The sequence below is a fragment of the uncultured Veillonella sp. genome, from assembly GCF_900545795.1.
GTDB lineage: Bacteria > Bacillota > Negativicutes > Veillonellales > Veillonellaceae > Veillonella_A.
Window position 1 is genome coordinate 1 of the sequence record NZ_URAR01000001.1, and the last position, 17193, is coordinate 17193.

Annotated in this window: 10 protein-coding genes; 1 reads left to right on the top strand and 9 read right to left on the bottom strand. The window is 40.2% G+C overall.

Going from position 1 to position 17193, the window contains the following annotated elements; all coding sequences use genetic code 11:
* Positions 1 to 633 precede the first annotated feature (633 nt).
* The 5 genes from QZR90_RS00005 to QZR90_RS00025 all read right to left on the bottom strand — a co-directional run bounded on the left by QZR90_RS00005 (position 634) and on the right by QZR90_RS00025 (position 8486).
* A complete protein-coding gene (locus tag QZR90_RS00005; RefSeq protein ID WP_295787970.1) occupies positions 634 to 1725 on the bottom strand; it encodes an efflux RND transporter periplasmic adaptor subunit in 1092 nt (363 codons plus the stop codon).
* A 371-nt stretch (positions 1726 to 2096) separates the two neighbouring features.
* On the bottom strand, positions 2097 to 2669 hold the full coding sequence (locus tag QZR90_RS00010; protein ID WP_295787212.1) for a tetratricopeptide repeat protein: 573 nt from the start codon (positions 2667 to 2669) through the stop codon (positions 2097 to 2099).
* 252 nt (positions 2670 to 2921) lie between these two features.
* On the bottom strand, positions 2922 to 5828 hold the full coding sequence (locus QZR90_RS00015) for an AAA family ATPase (RefSeq protein ID WP_295787214.1): 2907 nt from the start codon (positions 5826 to 5828) through the stop codon (positions 2922 to 2924).
* Positions 5818 to 7089, bottom strand: coding sequence for a DNA repair exonuclease (locus QZR90_RS00020; protein ID WP_295787217.1), 1272 nt, complete (start codon positions 7087 to 7089; stop codon positions 5818 to 5820). Before QZR90_RS00020 ends, QZR90_RS00015 begins: the two co-directional genes overlap by 11 nt.
* Positions 7090 to 7091: 2 nt before the next feature.
* On the bottom strand, positions 7092 to 8486 hold the full coding sequence (locus tag QZR90_RS00025) for a PLP-dependent aminotransferase family protein (RefSeq protein WP_295787225.1): 1395 nt from the start codon (positions 8484 to 8486) through the stop codon (positions 7092 to 7094).
* Positions 8487 to 8881: 395 nt separating this feature from the next.
* On the opposite strand from QZR90_RS00025, the gene bioB reads away from it, so the two are divergent.
* Positions 8882 to 9904: a biotin synthase BioB gene (gene bioB, locus QZR90_RS00030; protein WP_295787230.1), complete on the top strand. Its 1023-nt coding sequence runs from the start codon at positions 8882 to 8884 to the stop codon at positions 9902 to 9904.
* Positions 9905 to 10106: 202 nt separating this feature from the next.
* Here bioB and QZR90_RS00035 read toward each other — a convergent pair whose 3' ends face one another.
* From QZR90_RS00035 to QZR90_RS00050, 4 genes are all read right to left on the bottom strand, one after another.
* Positions 10107 to 11420 (bottom strand): DUF445 domain-containing protein, encoded by a 1314-nt coding sequence (locus tag QZR90_RS00035; RefSeq protein ID WP_295787234.1) that lies wholly within the window; start codon positions 11418 to 11420, stop codon positions 10107 to 10109.
* Positions 11417 to 12652, bottom strand: coding sequence for a DUF445 domain-containing protein (locus tag QZR90_RS00040; protein ID WP_295787237.1), 1236 nt, complete (start codon positions 12650 to 12652; stop codon positions 11417 to 11419). Before QZR90_RS00040 ends, QZR90_RS00035 begins: the two co-directional genes overlap by 4 nt.
* Before the next feature lie 41 nt (positions 12653 to 12693).
* Positions 12694 to 13398: an MBL fold metallo-hydrolase gene (locus QZR90_RS00045; protein WP_295787972.1), complete on the bottom strand. Its 705-nt coding sequence runs from the start codon at positions 13396 to 13398 to the stop codon at positions 12694 to 12696.
* A gap of 637 nt (positions 13399 to 14035) precedes the next feature.
* Positions 14036 to 17191 (bottom strand): YadA-like family protein, encoded by a 3156-nt coding sequence (locus tag QZR90_RS00050; RefSeq protein ID WP_295787238.1) that lies wholly within the window; start codon positions 17189 to 17191, stop codon positions 14036 to 14038.
* Positions 17192 to 17193: the final 2 nt, after the last annotated feature.

Genomic DNA, 17193 nt, shown 5'->3' on the forward strand with positions numbered 1-17193 from the left:
ATTACCTTACATTGTTCAGTTTTCAAAGATCTGAAATTGCATTTCACTCATGCGAGTTTTGGCAATTTACTCACCGCCACATCTGACGGTTTTTAAATTATAACACTGTTTTCTAACTTAGTCAACAACTTTTTTACTTTTTTATTACATTAAGTTTACTAAAGTTAAGTTTACTAAAGTTGAATTGTAGAACCTCGTTATAATCTATATAAACGCCGCCCGAAGTAACCCTTCGGGAGACGACTTATACATCTTATCTCATATCAAAAAGTAAGTCAAGCATTTTTATAAAATATTTTCTCTATTTCATATCCCCTCCTATAAACAAAACGCCCCTACATTATCAAACTAATGTAGGGGCATTCAATTCTAAGCAAGCAAAGCATTATCATTCTTATAGTAGATTCATTTCATAGCATCTACCTTTCATTTTTCAGGGTCTAACTTTAGTCTCAATTCTATTTGTACTTATTTTGTCACTTATTCTTTTCAGTGCTCATCTGGCTAGCCTTTTTTTCTAAGTACTTATTCCTAATGCTTTATTCTAGCGCTTATTTACAATATTTTATTCTAGAAACTATTTTTGTACTTACTCGTTTATAACTTTCTTATTACTAAAATACCATTCAATACTTATTCGACAGTAACTTTTTCACCTAACTCATAATTCCCTTTAGATGTAATTACCTTTTCTCCTTTATTGAGTCCTGATGTAATAGCTGTATATCCATCCACGGTTTCACTTACCTCCACTACGCGCACATCCACCGTATTATCAGCAGTTATAACATACACAAACTTACCATCTTTGTTTTCTCGAATCGCTTCTTGTGGTACAGCCATAACAGGCGCCGTCACATCGGATTCAATAACCAATGTATAAAATTCGCCCGGAGTAATAGTGTTATCTGTATTGTTAAAGGTCGCTTTTACTAATACACTTGGCGTTCCTGCCGGAGAGTTTGTATCCACATAAGTCAATTCACCTGGCACTTCCTTATTGTCCACCTTTAAATATACTTTAAGCTTTCCTTTATTAGCAGGATCCGCCAATTTTAAGGCAAAGCCCTGAGGAATACTAAGAGACGCAACTACTGGTGTATTTTGTTGAATCAACATAAAAGGACGTCCTGCAATAGCCACCTTACGATCTTCATTATAAATGGCTGCTACGCGCCCATCCATAGGCGATACAATTTGCGCTTGTGCCATTTGGGCTTGCACCTGTGCTATAGCGGCTTGTATGCTAGCGGTCTCAACACCGCCTCCAGTAGCTACATAACCACCACCACTGGTTACAACTGTTGCTTGTGAGCGCTGTACAATGGTCTGATATTCTTTCTCCGTAATTATACCTGCTGACATCATTTCATGAGCCCGCGACACATCTGCTGCTGATACAGCACCAGGTATTACCGTAGTCTCTTGTGGTACTGCTTGGAGTGATTGCCCTTGCTGTCTTTCGCCAAGTTCTTGAATCAATTGATTTAACTGCGTTTGCAAAGTAGCCGTATCAAGCATTGCTACAACTTGCCCTTGTTTAACTTCATCGCCCACCTTAACAGTCATAGTGGCAACTTGCCCTGATACAGTTGGTTCAATTGTCGCTTTATTTAGAGCTGCTACGCTAGCATCATTGTTAATCTTTACGGGCATATCTCGTTGTTCCACCACAGCGCTAGTCACTTTAGTTGGCCCAAAGCAACCACTCATAAGAACTGCCATGACCAAGGCTAGAGCAACTGTCGAAGTATTTCGTACAAAATAATATAATCTATTACTTTTCAGTACATTTTTTAGCACCTTATATCCTCCTATCTATAATCTTTTATGTGATTTTTATATAATCATTTCACAATACAAATTTCAAACTATTCACCATATATTAGCCTATTACTATTCACTTTATATTAGAAAATCTATATATATTAGGTTATTTATTATTTAGTTCACATTTTTGTTTTGAATCTTAAATCTTGAATCTTGATTTTTTATTTGCCGATTTTTCTAGATTTATATCATTGCAGTCCATAATGTTTACATCATTACAGTCCATACTATTTATATCACTGTATTCCTTAACTTTTTTACTGCATTTATTTTACAATAGCTTCAAATTGAGGATTTCCATGGAATCTTACAAAATGATCCTGCGTGCGCGCTACTGCTTTCACCTGCTCATCAAGGGCAATGGCTTCACGCAATTTATCTAAAGCTAATCGATCATCTCCTTGGTCTGCATATATAGTAGCAATCCCATAAACCGACCATACATTGCGCGGATCTTTTTGAAGTACCTTCTCAAACCAACTCTTTGAAGTGTATAAATCACCTTGCAATTTATACAGCATAGCTAAATTATAATAGACGCTTACATTATCCGGGTTAAGCTCATGCGCTTTTTGTTCATTCTTAAGCCCATTCTCTACATCGCCATTTAAGCCCTGTGCCATTCCTTTTATAGAGTAGGCTTCATCACTCTTAGGATGTTCTTTTAATATTTCATCAGCTTTAGCAATGGCTTCACTATATTTATTATCCTGTAGTAATTCTCTCGCCAGCTGCACCTCATTAGCCGGCACTTCATGGGACACTACTACGGAATTAGGTTTAACTGCTTCACTTTCACTCGGTTTATCTGTTCCACAACCGGTGACCAATATAGCCACTACTAATAAAACGATTGCATATTTACTATTAATTTTTCTTCAGCACCTTTCTACTATCGCATGGTGCTAATCTAGCACCTATAAGAAAACAATGTATATCATTGCCTATATATTATTTAATTCCTCTAGTTTTACTATCTCATTTATTATATACCATCTTAGGCTTTTACAAAACTAAAAAGCAGTTATAAGTTTAATGAACTTCTTTAAAAAGGCTCATTATCTTATAACTGCTTTCATTATATGCAGTACTTATTTATTCATAACCGACTTAGTACTTAAGTCATACACGGCCATACTAGGCACATCCAATGCTGCTTGTGCCGTACTTTGTTGACAAGTAAAAATCAAAACTTGTCCATGCTTACCCACATGAGTAAGCACATCAAGAGCACCTTTTTGACGCGCCTCATCAAAGCGTAATAAAATATCATCCAAAATGATTGGCAGAGAGTCAACCCTTTGACTAAACACATAGGCTAAACTAAGTCGTAATGCCAAGTAAACTTGATCGCCCAAGCCACTGCTCCAACGATCAGAAGTCAATCCATTTCCTTGAGAGTCTACAGCCTGCAAATTAGCCACATCACCAGTTAAGGCTAAGCTATATTTACCGCCTGTCATTATATGCAAATATTCAGAGGCCTTTTCAATCGCTTCTGGCTGGCGATCTTTTTCATAATCAGCCTGCGCCAACTCCATAAAATGGCTAATGAGAACTTGCGTTGCCCACGAAGTAAGCGAGTCCTGCAACTCCCCTTCTAATTGTTGCTCTTTTTGAAGGGCTGTAGCCAGCGCCTTATCATTGCTCAAAGTGCGCAAGGTCTCTTGTAGTTGTCCTCGCTTTTCATGTAAATTATCTAAGCGTTTTTTCAAGCTAGCCACTTCTGATTCGCTTCGCGCTGCTTCTGAATGCCATTTGCTTTTATTGCCAGATTTAAGCTTGCGCAACAAAGAGTCATGTTGGTCCTTCTTTGGCGCAAAGAGCGATAATTGATCAATGCTTTGCTCATACACAACCTTCCATTGTGTATATTGATCTTGCAATAAAAGTCGTTGACGATATTCAGCCGCCGACGGCACACCAGTTTTCTGTAATATTTCTTCTTGTTCTAAAAGCAAGGACTTCTCTTTGCGACTCCACTGTTCATATTCCTCATGATAGCTGCGTCGTTGCGATTCCTTTTGCTCCCAGCGAACTTGATTTTGACGGTGCGTCTTCAATAGATTATATACGCGGCGAACTTCTACCGGTGTCGCCGGTATGGTCAACTCTAACTTAGACCATAAAGCCTGACATTTATTTTTCAACTCCGTCAATTGCACCTCATGATCTTGAAGGATTTTTTCATACTCTCTATATTTATTTAAATCCTCCATATATGTGTCATATTCTTGCTTCATGGCAAAGAAATGATTGTCCGTTAATACGCGGCTAGCCCCTGGTGGCAACCAACGTTGCCAGGCTTCCATTGCCTTGTTACCTTCAGCTTCTAATGTTTTACCTTCTTCTAGCCACGCATTCAATAATTGCTCATAACTATGAACCTTCGCAAGTAAAATATTTTGATTTCCAAAGGCTTCACGTGCACGCTTAACTTGATTTGTTAAAGCATCCAAGTCCTCCCGCGATTGAGGTGCTGCCCAGCCATGTTCATTGACAATTGTCTGCAATACAGTCTGCACACTTCGCTGACGATGCTCTAAACTTTTCAACTCCGAATTCAACTGCTGACGCTGTTTCCACATATAAACAAACGCCCCTAGGCCTACCACCACTAATAGCCCTGCTAGCCAAAGTAAAGACTCATTCACCAAGCCCAGAACGATACCTACACCCAAAAGAACAACTGGTAATGCTTGCAGCATTTTATTGTTATACGGTGATAATGTTAGAGCTAATATAGCCTTATCAATACATTCTTTTTCTTCATAGGTCTTGGCCAAGGTTTCAATACTCACTTCTTCTTTAATTAATTTAGATTCCTCTTGTTTGACCGTCGTATTGGCAATATCTTCTGGTTCTTGAGGTTTTCGTTTCTGCCAATGCAAGTAATTATCCTGCGCGCTACGCAAATCACGCGCCAAGCGCTCGCCTTCAGCCCAATTCACCTGTGTAGGCAACTCAACATTAGCATCCCAAGCCGTATGCATAGTGCGTGAAATATCCAATTGCTCTTTAAATCGCTTCACATATGCGCGACCTTCTTCACACTCTTTTTGCAATTGAGTCCATTTAGATACATCTTGATATAAATCTTCAATATCTTGACCATATACGCCAATCAAGGAGTCAGGAGCGAAATTATCTGGCACCAAACCAGCCTCTTTGCCACTCCACATCTTCATATTATTACGGCATTCTCGGAGCCTATCCTCAAGGTCCATGAATTCTTTTTTCTCTAACAATTCTGTGACCGCAAAGGTGTTCATCTTTTCTTTGGCATGCTCAGCACGCTTATACACATCCCAAGCGCGCAGCACTAAATCAATGTCACGGCCATAATCCTGCCACTCTTTAAGGCGCTCTTCTAATTCACTTTCTGTGGTCTCTAGATTGATCAACTCCTGCTGATAATTAGCATAGGAATCCTCAACTTTTGATAAATCTTGTATATTTTGTCGAGTTTGCTTTAATTGATCTACCAACACATTGATTTTGCGTTTCCCTGCCGCTGATGCTACCAGTAAATCAGCGGAGTTTTTTTCAATATCTTTTACAGCTGTACTTAAGCGCTCGCCACCTTCACCACCGAAAAAGCGCGCTCTCACTTCTACTTCAGTAAGTACATCAGCACCTTGTAACTCATCGACTGTAATAGCAAAGATACGATCATATGTTTTTTTCTCTAAACCATGCCACCACAATTCAGCTGGCTCCACCTGTATAGGCTCGCCACCAATAGGATAAAAGTCTAGTTTTTTCTCATGACGCCCAATATGATATTCTGTACCACCATGCTCCACAAGCAAATGACCAGTCCCATAGCCATAGGTTTTGCTTTTTTTACCAAAGAGTAAAAATCGCAAAGCTTCTAGCAATGAGGTCTTGCCACTTTCATTGGGACCAAATACCATCTGCACAGAGTCCTCACTAGGTTTAAAAGACCAGTCATGGTAAGGGCCAAAGTCCTTGATATATATTTCCTTAATCCTCATCCGTATCTCCTATTAAATAGCGCGCGCCTTCTATTTCAGCTCGCCGCAGCGCTTCCCACAACAATTCATCAGTTAGTACTGCTTCATATAAGCCTAACCGTTTTATCTCTGGTCGCTTGTTTATAATCTGACGAAGTATTCCCAAGCTTTCCTCCTTAGGCAAACTTCCCACTCGATCATAACTCTTCAAATAGTCACTTACCATATCACCTGTTAAGCGACGGCCTGTCCAATCCTCTTTCGGCTTTACTTCACTAGCAATCCTAAAAGGCAGAACAAAAGCAAATTTATTCTTTTCCTCTTCCTGACTCATTGTCAGCCAAGTTTGAAGAACTTCTTCTTTATTGCACAAATCATATAAAGGACCTCGCCCCAAAAGTCGAAAGCTAACTAACACGGGCACTTTCAACTTTCTTAGCATCTCTTTTTTATGGCGAATCATCTCTAATATTTCGCTTTGACTCGTCAGTTTAGTCACATCAATATCTTCTTCTTCAAATCGAATGGCCCCTGTTTCATGAAATTGCAGCTGCACATGGCCACTGCCACCTACATTTACAATATAACAACCTTTCGGACCTTGCTCCTTACGATGCAAGCCTTGCGTATTACCAGCATATACAACATAAGGACTCTCATGTAATATTTGGCGCTTATGAATATGGCCTACTGCCCAATAATCCATGCCCGCATCAAGTAGGTCATTTAGCTTGCACGGCCCCACTAGCTCGTGGTCTTCGCTGCCGCCAATAGTGCCGTGAAATAAACCTATAGAGAAAGGATCCTCTCCACTAGGCACTAATCCTTTAGCTATATTGGAATCTCGATTCTGTCTACTACAACTCATACCATATATATAAGCTACTGTTTTCCCATGCACTACTAAAGGTTTGCGCTCCGGTTCCACAGCAGAAAATACATGCACATTAGGCGGCAATTCAATATGAGCCGCCCAACTTTCACTAGGGTCATGATTGCCTTGCACCATAAAAACAGGGATATGTCCCTTATGCAAACGCTCACATTCATGAGCAAAACGAACTTGCGCTTCTAGATTATGTGTATCACTATCATAGACATCACCAGTGATAATCACAGCTTGCACTTGTTCACGTAAAGCTAAATCTACAATTCCTTCAAAAGATTTATAGGTGGCACGGTTAGCAAATTCGTCCACTTGTTTACCTAGGGACTTTAAATATTTAAAGGGCGTCCCTAAATGAAGATCCCCACAATGTAGAAATCGAAATGGTTGAATCATCTTTAAATTCCTTTCCACGCCTTAGCTAATTGTTCAATCGCTGAAGCTAGTTTATTCGTTGGAATCGCACTAAATGAAAGTACACATTGTACTCCATTATCTATAACTTCTCCGCAACGCACATCGCAACCGCCATGATGTGCCAAAGTTACTAAATTCTGAGCCGATTCTTTTGTATGCACAACTAAACTTATATATACACCGCCTTCTGGCGCTTTCACTGTGATAGTATCGCCAAAGGCGCGATGCAAAAATTTCACCATCAACTTACTCTTGTCCGCATAATGCTTGCGAAGTCTCCGAATTTGTTTAGACCATTCGCCAGCTTCAATAAAACGGGCCCATACCAATTGTTCCATTACACTCGCGCTTTGCTTATATGTATTTCGATGCTGCATAAACTCCAACCACAAAGGAGGAGGCAACACCATATAGCTAAGACGAATTGAAGGAGGCAATACTTTAGATGGCGTCCCTACATAAATAACCCTATCCACTCCACTCATGCCTTGCAAAGAAGATATAGGTCTACCATAATAGCGCAGTTCACTATCGTAATCATCTTCAATAATATATCGCTTACCTTGCTGAGCCCATTGAAGTAATTCTTTTCTCCTAGCCACAGTCATAACACTGCCACTGCGATCACCATGAGAGGGCGTGCAATATACAATTTCTACACTAGCTTGTTCTAATATATCAAATAAAGTTTCACTCCGTTGTTCAATTTCAACTACAGTAAATCCATAATCTTCAAAAATTATTTTAATACCACCAAGAGCTTCTTTTTCAATGCCAATAGTAGTAAAACCGGCCCGTTTTAATAAAGACGCAATCGCTATAGCCATTGGTTGTGTACCACTGCTGACAATGATTTGCTCCACTTCGGCGGTCACACCTCGCGCGGCACTTAAATACCCTTGTAACTGCATACGCAGTTCTGTTTCTCCTTGTGGATTGCCGTAAGCCATCAAACGCTCTGGGTCGCGTAATACATATCCTATATATCGCTTCCAGCGACTATAATCAAAGCCTTCTGGGTCCATAGCGCCAGTTGCAAAATTATAAGGAGCACTCAATGTATTTAATCCCTGTACAAGGTTCAGCATCGTATCAAAATGACTCATTCCATCACGATGACTATCTGTCTCCAAATTCAAAGGTAATTCGAGCACTTCATAGGGCGCCCGATCATGAGACTTTAAATACCCTTCCGCAGCTAGTTGCACATAGGCTTGCTCTACAGTAATCTTACTGACCCCAATTTCTCCTGCTAGAGCGCGAACTGAAGGTAGTCTTATCCCGGCAGCTAATGTGCCATTTTCTATGTTAGATTTTATATAACTATATATTTGTTCATACAGAGGTACGCCACTCTGTCTATCCAACACGAGCATAAAAGACTCCTTCCTTCAGAATAAAAAACACTATATTTATTGTATCACAGGGCGCGTTCTTTATAAATTATTTATGCAGCTCTTTTTCCTATTTATTTAAAATCTATTTTATGCGCTTATGCCTTTGCCATATATATTTTATGTAACAATATAACTACCCTCTTTAAAATATCTCCTCTCAATTGTTAACCTTGTATAATTTTATGGTTGACTATCATTTTTATTACTCGTATAATAACACCATAATATACTATCGACTTATAACAACTAAAGCATCCATGCACTATTTAGCTCTATTTAAGAAAAAGATTATTTTATAGTGCCCTATGATGTAGTTGCTATCAGTTTATAGCCAAGGGATAAATTTAAAACAATAATCAAAGAGGTGTAAGTTCATGAGCGAAACAACAAAACAAATTGGGTATCAAGATATCATCGCCTATGCAGAGCGCGTATTAGACGGTGGTGAAATAACTAGAGAAGAAGCCGAACAATTAATTCAAGTATCTGACGAAGATACTATGATTCTATTGGCAATGGCTGATAAAATTCGTCAAAAATTCAATGGTGATGAAGTCGATTTATGTGCCATTGTCAACGCACGGTCTGGCAAATGTCCTGAAAACTGTAAATTCTGCGCCCAATCAGCACATCACGAAACAGGCGTGACTGTCTATCCTTTTATGAGCACAGAAGATATTGTAGAGCATGCACGCAAAGCCAAGGAAGCTGGTGCCATCCGCTTCTCCATCGTAACTAGCGGCCGCAATACCAATAATCCCAAAGAATTCGATCAAATCTTAGACGCCCTACGTCAAATTCAAGCCGAAACAGGTTTAGAGATTTGCTGTTCTCTAGGATTGTTAACTTATGAACAAGCCTTAAAGTTAAAAGAAGTAGGTGTTACTCGCTACCACTCTAATATTGAAACGGCACCTAGTCATTTCCCAAGCATCTGTAGTACTCATGACTTCGAAGATAAAATGAGCACTATCAGCAATGCACAAAAAGCAGGTATCCGCGTATGCTCTGGCGGTATATTCGGCCTCAATGAAAGCTTAGCGCAACGCGTTGAAATGGCCTTTGAACTTAAACGTCTAGGCATTGATTCTGTGCCACTTAACATTCTCAATCCCATCAAAGGTACTCCATTTGAACAAAATGAACCCTTAGATGCTCTCGAAATTTTACGCAGCTTTGCCACATTCCGCTTCATTTTACCAACTGCACAAATTCGTACAGCTGGCGGGCGGGAAGTCAATCTACGAGACTTGCAAGCCCTCGCCTTAACTGGTGGGCTCAACGGCATTATGGTAGGTGGCTATTTAACGACTGATGGGCGCTCCCCATTAGAGGATTTACAAATGATTGAGGATTTAAAATTAAAACGAACTCAACCACAAGTAGCCCAAGCCTAAAAATCATATTTTTAGCTAAATACAACGAGATTGTCTTTATACACACTTTAATTTTCTAACGATTTCACATACATATTAATTTATTAAATTTTACTTATACATACTCCGATTTCCTAAAATATATCCTGTATTACGAACAGAAAACTGCATGCATATCAGCCTATCTCTTCCCGAGATTAACTGACATACATGCAGTTTTTCTTTATAGCCCCCATAGGGCTAATACTGGTTCATATATAAAATGTAAGAAGCTCCAAGCCCCTAATCCGCACACGGCGCCAACAAGAGCACCATTTATACGAATCCAACTCAAATCATCTTCCACTTTTGATTCAATAAAGTAAATAAATTTTTCAGTACTTAAAGAGCCTAATACGCGCCGCACCACAACTCCTAGCATAGCATGGCTGCGCACTAATATATACTTAGCCATATGCTGGCACATATCCTCAAGTTTTTGATTCACTTCAGGCTTTTGAATGTATACAGCCCACAGTTCCTGCAAAGACTTCTCTAATACAGTAACCGGTGTTTCTTCCTCAAAGGCATCATTCGCATCGGCCATGTGAATAATACTATGAATATATGGACACACATAAGTGAGTAAGATATTCTCCCAATCTTGATTATCCACCCATTTCTGCCATGTCTCATCAATGGTCTGCGTCACTGTACTGTTATACGCCAACTCCTGCAAAGGTGCTAGCCACTGCTGCATCCACACAATGCGCTCTGTACTGCCCGGCCGTTTCCAACGCTCTAAAATCATATACAATTCGCGAAGCATGGCCAAGGCCATATCACGGGCATTAATAATATCTGTTGCTTCTGACACCGTAATGACTAAAGCGGAAATAATATTACTCTCTTTGCGAGCCTGAATTTCCTTATCAATCGTATTCGTAAGCCATTGCAATACTTGAGGCTTATCTAATGCTGCTTGTAAAACAACGAGCAAGCGAATAATTACAGTTTCATGCTTATTGCTACGACATACTTCAGTCAAAAACTGCTGAATCGGACCCGTCACATTTTGCTTGTGCAAAAACTCACTGAGTATCTTACTGCCCCATTGAGCCCATTCGCGCTCACTGCGACTATGCCATAATACATGGAGCATACTGCGAAGAGCTCTCCGAATATACTGCCGACCGCGCTCACTCGTAATGTAGCTATTGATGTAAGGAACAAAGCGAATTGTCTCTAACGTCCGCGCACATTGCTCATACGTCAACAATCGAGTCTCAATCAAGTGAATCAAGCCATTAATCATGCGATCTTTATTGCGCGGTATAAGTGCTGTATGATAAGGAAAACCTAACGGCTTACGGAATAAAGCGGTCACAGCAAACCAATCGGCTACACTCCCTATTAAAGCAGATTGTACCAACCAATATAACGCATCATACCAAGTCGCGGTAATATAAAACTGACCGATAAATACGATGCCATACAAAACAGCTGACAGAGCTAAGATGCGATTAGCCCATACGCGATATGGTACGCCTCCTATCATAACGCCAGCCCTCCTCGAATCAAATACGATGCCACATAGAAGAGGCCACCTAATACTGCCCCAACTAGTGAGCCATTTATACGAATCATCTGCAAGTCATGGTACAATTTGCCCTTAATAACTTGCGATAACTTTTCTGGCGAATACGCCATTAATTCCTTCACTACTGAATTGTCCACAAATGGCCGCAATTTACGCAATAGCGGCACAGATTGATACAATAGTAACCGTTCCAAACCTTCCATGCGCGCCCGATCATTTAATAAGCGCAGTGCATATTGCTCCGCTTCTTCTTGCACGCGATGAACAATTCCTTGCCAAGTTAACTGCTCAGAACCAATGTTTACATCTTCAACAATCTCTGTAAACCAACGGTTCTTGAGATTTTCTACATTCTCTTGCCACTGCGGATTACGCTCTAATTCAGACAGAAGCCAAATGACTTTATGGTAAACATATTGTCCCATTGTAGAATGCAAAGATTCTTGACTCTTCAAAAATTGTGTTCCCTTGCGCTGAATCAAGTCAGCCACTTGTTCTGGTGAAAACGAGTCGCTCCCCAGAGCTAACGCCAACTCACGCCAAAAGGAATTTTCAGAGTAGCGATTCATCATGGCCCGTACAATGCCTACTAAATATGGTTGAATCCCTGCAGAGCCTAATAGGCGCTGCATCATGCGATTCACATAGAGCCACAACACCGCTGCCGTCTCTTGCCCCATAATTAAATGGCCAAAGCGAACGAGCAAAGGACTGACCTTCCAATGATGTATTCCCTTTTTTATGGCCTCAGTAATTTCTTTCTTTATAGGCGAGGAATCAAATTGATTGGCTAATTGTCCCCCAACCTCTGCCAAGAAATGAGTAATTTGAGCACGCCCTTCTTGACTGAGAAAGTAAGTAATAATGCGCTTTAACAATTGCTCCTCTTTTATTACTTGATACATCTGAGGCACTCGCAACAGTTCTTCCACCATCATATAGCGCGCTGTTTCTACTAACCGCGCCTTGCTCCGCGGAATCAATGCCGTCTTATAGGGAATGCCCAAAGGCTTGCTAAAAAGAGCTGTTACAGCATACCAATCAGCTAAACCACCAATCATGGCGGCACCGCTCACATGAGTTAAAAAGGCAAACCAGGGATTAGCTCGGAAGGGATATACGATTAAAAATATAACCATCATTACCAATAGCAAGGTTGTAGCTATGGGAAATGTTGTATGTTTCTTCATGCTTCATCCTTTCTAAAAGGACTTTCCTAACTGTACTTCTATTATGCTATGTTACTATCAAATTCCACGCTGTCACCGGACTGTTTCGGTGTCCATATGGATAAATTTTCATACAAAGCTTTAAAATATGTGCTTGGCACCCATTCAGGTCCATTGCTATGCATCGGCACAAAAAGTTTAGGCTGTGGCACTATATGCAAAAATTCAATGGCGCCCCATTCGCGAGCAGCCTCTAAACGAGCATCTACAGGAAACATCACTAAATCTGCTTCCATGCCATGCAATCTTGCAAATTCACGAGCTGCAAAATCTTTAGCAAAACGATTGTTTTCAGCTGTATCGCCTAACCAATGCCACCAGTTTAAATCACCTGCATGGAAAATCCGAGCATCGCCAATTTTAAGCCAGAAGGAGCCCCCTTCATCAGTAGAGCCATACATTTTTACTGGAATATCTACTACAGTGGTGTCCTCCCCTACCTTCATAATGGTAGTGCGCTCTGCTGGCATATTACTATGTGGCACATCTTCATGTACAATATAGCGCGTAGTCGGACTATTAAAATTTAAAATCTCAGGTACATAATGGTCATGATGCCAATGAGTAACAAAAAACCATAGTTCTTTCCCCAACGATTGTGCACGTTTCACTTCCCCTGTAGGATCTTTATAATAATCAAAAATATAGGCTCTATTTGTTGTTTCTAACATAAAGCCACTATGTTGTAAGTAGTGTAATTTCATAATGCTCACCTGTCATTCCCTTTTACATCTACATAGTAAAATATAATTAAATTTATACATAACAAAAGCTATATGCATAATAAATTCACCATGCATAATAAACCCATTATTCACAACGCTTTATCTTTTGCATGCTTTATATTGTTACTCGCAACAACTACTTTGCGCATAATCAATGCTTTTATATGTAATTTGAATCAATTCTCATTTAAAACGATAAAACTTGTATTTTACCTGAAATATAGAAATGAAAATTGATAATATTATTAATTGGTGTTTTTATTATATCATATTTTTGTAAGATTTATAGTAAATCACCGTAAAATTACCATATAGCACCTCCTTCCATCTATAGAAAAATCAATTGAATATAAAAAAGAGCTGACATAATTATGTCAGCTCTTTTAACTCCCAAGCATACACCATTTAACTCATAGGCCTGCTTTAGCTTATCCCCCGGCTCATTTTAACTCTTAAGTATACTCTATTTAACTCATATCCCTACTTTAGCTTATAGGCAGGCTCTATTTAACTCATAAGCCTACGCTTTATAAGTCATAAACACGCCTATTTACACTCTCTCCACCTCAAGCTAATGCAATACGTCGCTAAAGAGACTGCAACATAATGCTACTACAAATTATTGTTTAGCAAATTGCTGTAGTAGCGCTTCAATCTTTTCATCTTGCAATTTTAAGCGGTGCTCTTGTGATGCAATTTGTTCTTGTTGTTGAGCCACTAAGTTTTCTAAATAGTCTACTTTTTCTTGTAATACATAGCTAGAGCTAATTGGACCTTGACGATAAGCTTCTACAAGAGCGCGCTCTTTCTTGCTATCCCCAAACTTCCATGTTACACCTGCATTAGCCATCAATTTGCTATTACCACTATTCATGGCAACACCAGCTTTAAACAGTAAAGACTCATGTTTGTAGTGTGCAAGTCCTAACGCAAATGCATTCTCGCCACTATAATATCCATAGCCTGCCATAATTTGTGTTGGCTCTAATGGATCATATTGAAGTGGACTCAGTGCAGCCAAGGCTGCCCCCATCGCATCAGCTCGATCACTGTTCTTTTGCAGTTTATTCACAGACTGCGCTACGCTTTGCCCTAAGTCTCGCAATTGCGACACATTAACAGCATCCGTATCGGCTTCACCAGGTGCTACATTTTTAATACTCTTACCATTAGCATTAAGTCCCTGCTCATCAATATATGTAGTATCGCCTACTTTAAAACGTTCTGCTTGAACAGTCTTAGCCGTCACGGAATTCACGTTCACATCTGTAGCTAAACTAATAGACAGCGTCCCTTTTTCTGAAGTAGTCTGAATATTACTATCTCCCTGTATTTTCACAGTAGGTGATTCCTTTGCTATTGTAATAGGCGCTATGGTATTGTCGGCTGTAATGGTAAAATCAAATACACCATCTTCACCCTTCACACCTTGAGGCCCTGGTTTTCCCTCAGGACCTTGCGGGCCGGTAGCTCCAGTTTCACCGGTATCTCCTTTAGGACCTTGTGGTCCTGTAGCTCCAGTTTCGCCTATGTCACCCTTAGGGCCTTGTGGACCTACTGCACCAGTTTCACCTGTTTCGCCTTTAGGACCTTGTGGGCCGGTGGCTCCAGTTTCTCCCATGTCTCCTTTAGGTCCTTGTGGGCCCGTAGCTCCAGTTTCGCCCGTATCTCCTTTAGGACCTTGTGGTCCGGTGGCTCCATCTCTAATAATAAAGCTCTGGTCATCTGTAAAGGTTACTGTAGTATTACCTTTCCCATCCGACTCAATGCTCTTAATTGTAACGCCATCTTTGCCAGGAGCGCCATCAGCACCAGCTTTTATAGCGGTTTCATCAACCCCTACTAAAATTACTTTTTTCCCATCACTGCCTTGCTTCTCTTCAGCATATAAACCATCGCCAAAGTCAAAGATCATGCCATGAACTGCCGTATTAGTTACAACATTTGTGCCTGCTGTATAACTAGTGGCTGTATTTTTGCCGCCATTTACACCAGCAGAACGCAAGGATATAGTAGGCGTAGTAACTGTATTAATTACACTATATAACTGTGAGCCATTAATAGCATCAGTCGATGTAGCAGAAATAAGACCTGCTGCTACATGTTGAATGCGACGCTCATCCCCCACATTGCCTACACTCACAATGCCATTGCTCTTGCCACCAGCAAAAGTCAATTCCAAGGAGTTAATTGTTGCCGCTCCATATTCAGTATTTCCAGCTGTATTAGCTGTTTTACTAGCCTCAATGCTTGATTTACTGCCTAAAGCGACGGAATTTGCTACTCCAGCAATTGCACCCGCTCCTAATGCCAAGGAGTCTTCTTCTTCAGCCTTAGCATTGGCACCAAAGGCACTGGCTCCAGACTTCTTAGATTTAGCCTCAGATCCTATGGCTATACCCGTAGCTACCTCAGAATTGGAGTCATTACCAATTGCAATTGTATTAGATTTCTCAGCTAAAGCAGTATGTCCACTATTATCATTAATCCCTGCACGACTGCCGATGCTTATATTTTTATCGCCCTGAATATATCGGCCAGATTCCACACCGATGGCCACATTATCGTCACCCGTTACAAATACACCAGCGCGAGCACCAAAAGTCATGTTTTCGCCGCCAGTAACAAATTGACCACTATGTTTACCTAAGGCCACATTACTGTCACCTTTAATATAACTACCGGCAGAAACGCCTACAGAGAAATTATCTTGACCAGCTACATAATTCCCTGAGGAAAAGCCTAATGCTATATTATGCTCTGCCCCATCAACCGAAGTAGTGCCCTTCACATTTACTTGAGGCTCACCAAAATTATCTACATTGGACACATCATAACTGTTAGCTTCATAACCTACATAACGTCCTGCATTCTCACCAATGCCCACATTGAAATTACCAACAATATTCGAGCCAGAAAACTTACCTAACGCTATATTATTATTCCCCACAGATTGACCGGTAACACCAGCAGCATTGACAAATTTTTTAATATTTTGACCTGCTTGAGTCCCTAAAGCATAGTTACCATCACCATTTACATCTTTACCGGCATCTGTACCAAAAGCATAGTTTGAGGTCCCCACAACATTTGTACCGGCCTTCGCGCCAAAGGCTACGTTATCATTGCCCGTCACATTCTTACCAGTTTGTGAGCCAAAGGCATAATTAAAACTACCTTGCAAATCCGAACCTGCTTGATAGCCTATAGCCAAGTTATAATTACTGTTCTCAGTCTTTTCTACGCCATTTTCAACAGTTTTAATACTTCGTAGATCACTACCAGCACCATCCATTAAGGCAATATTATTATTTCCCGTTACATTGTGACCAGCTTCTGAACCATATGCAAAATTATAATTGCCTTTAGATGTCATACCTGCTTTATAGCCCATGGCAAATTTAAAATCACCAGTAGACACTTCATGCGCATAGTCGCCTACACTTACATTATATTTTCCAGTTCTATCGCGGCCCACTTGTTCGGAAATAACAGTATTGAAATCTCCGCCAATCCAACCAGCATAACCGGTACCATTGCCATTATCATCTCTGCCATTACCGCGAATAAAATTGTACTTGCCACCTACAGACGTATTGCCTGCCCCACCAGCATCAGAAATTTGATTTCCTAAAATAAGATTCTTTTTAGTCTCATCATAAGTAATAGTAGCCCCCCATACAGTGGAGCCCAAATATGTGCCAAATACTCCACATACTAAACTAGCTACCATTAATTTATTCAAATGCATTTGCTTCTTTTGTAACAATCCCATAA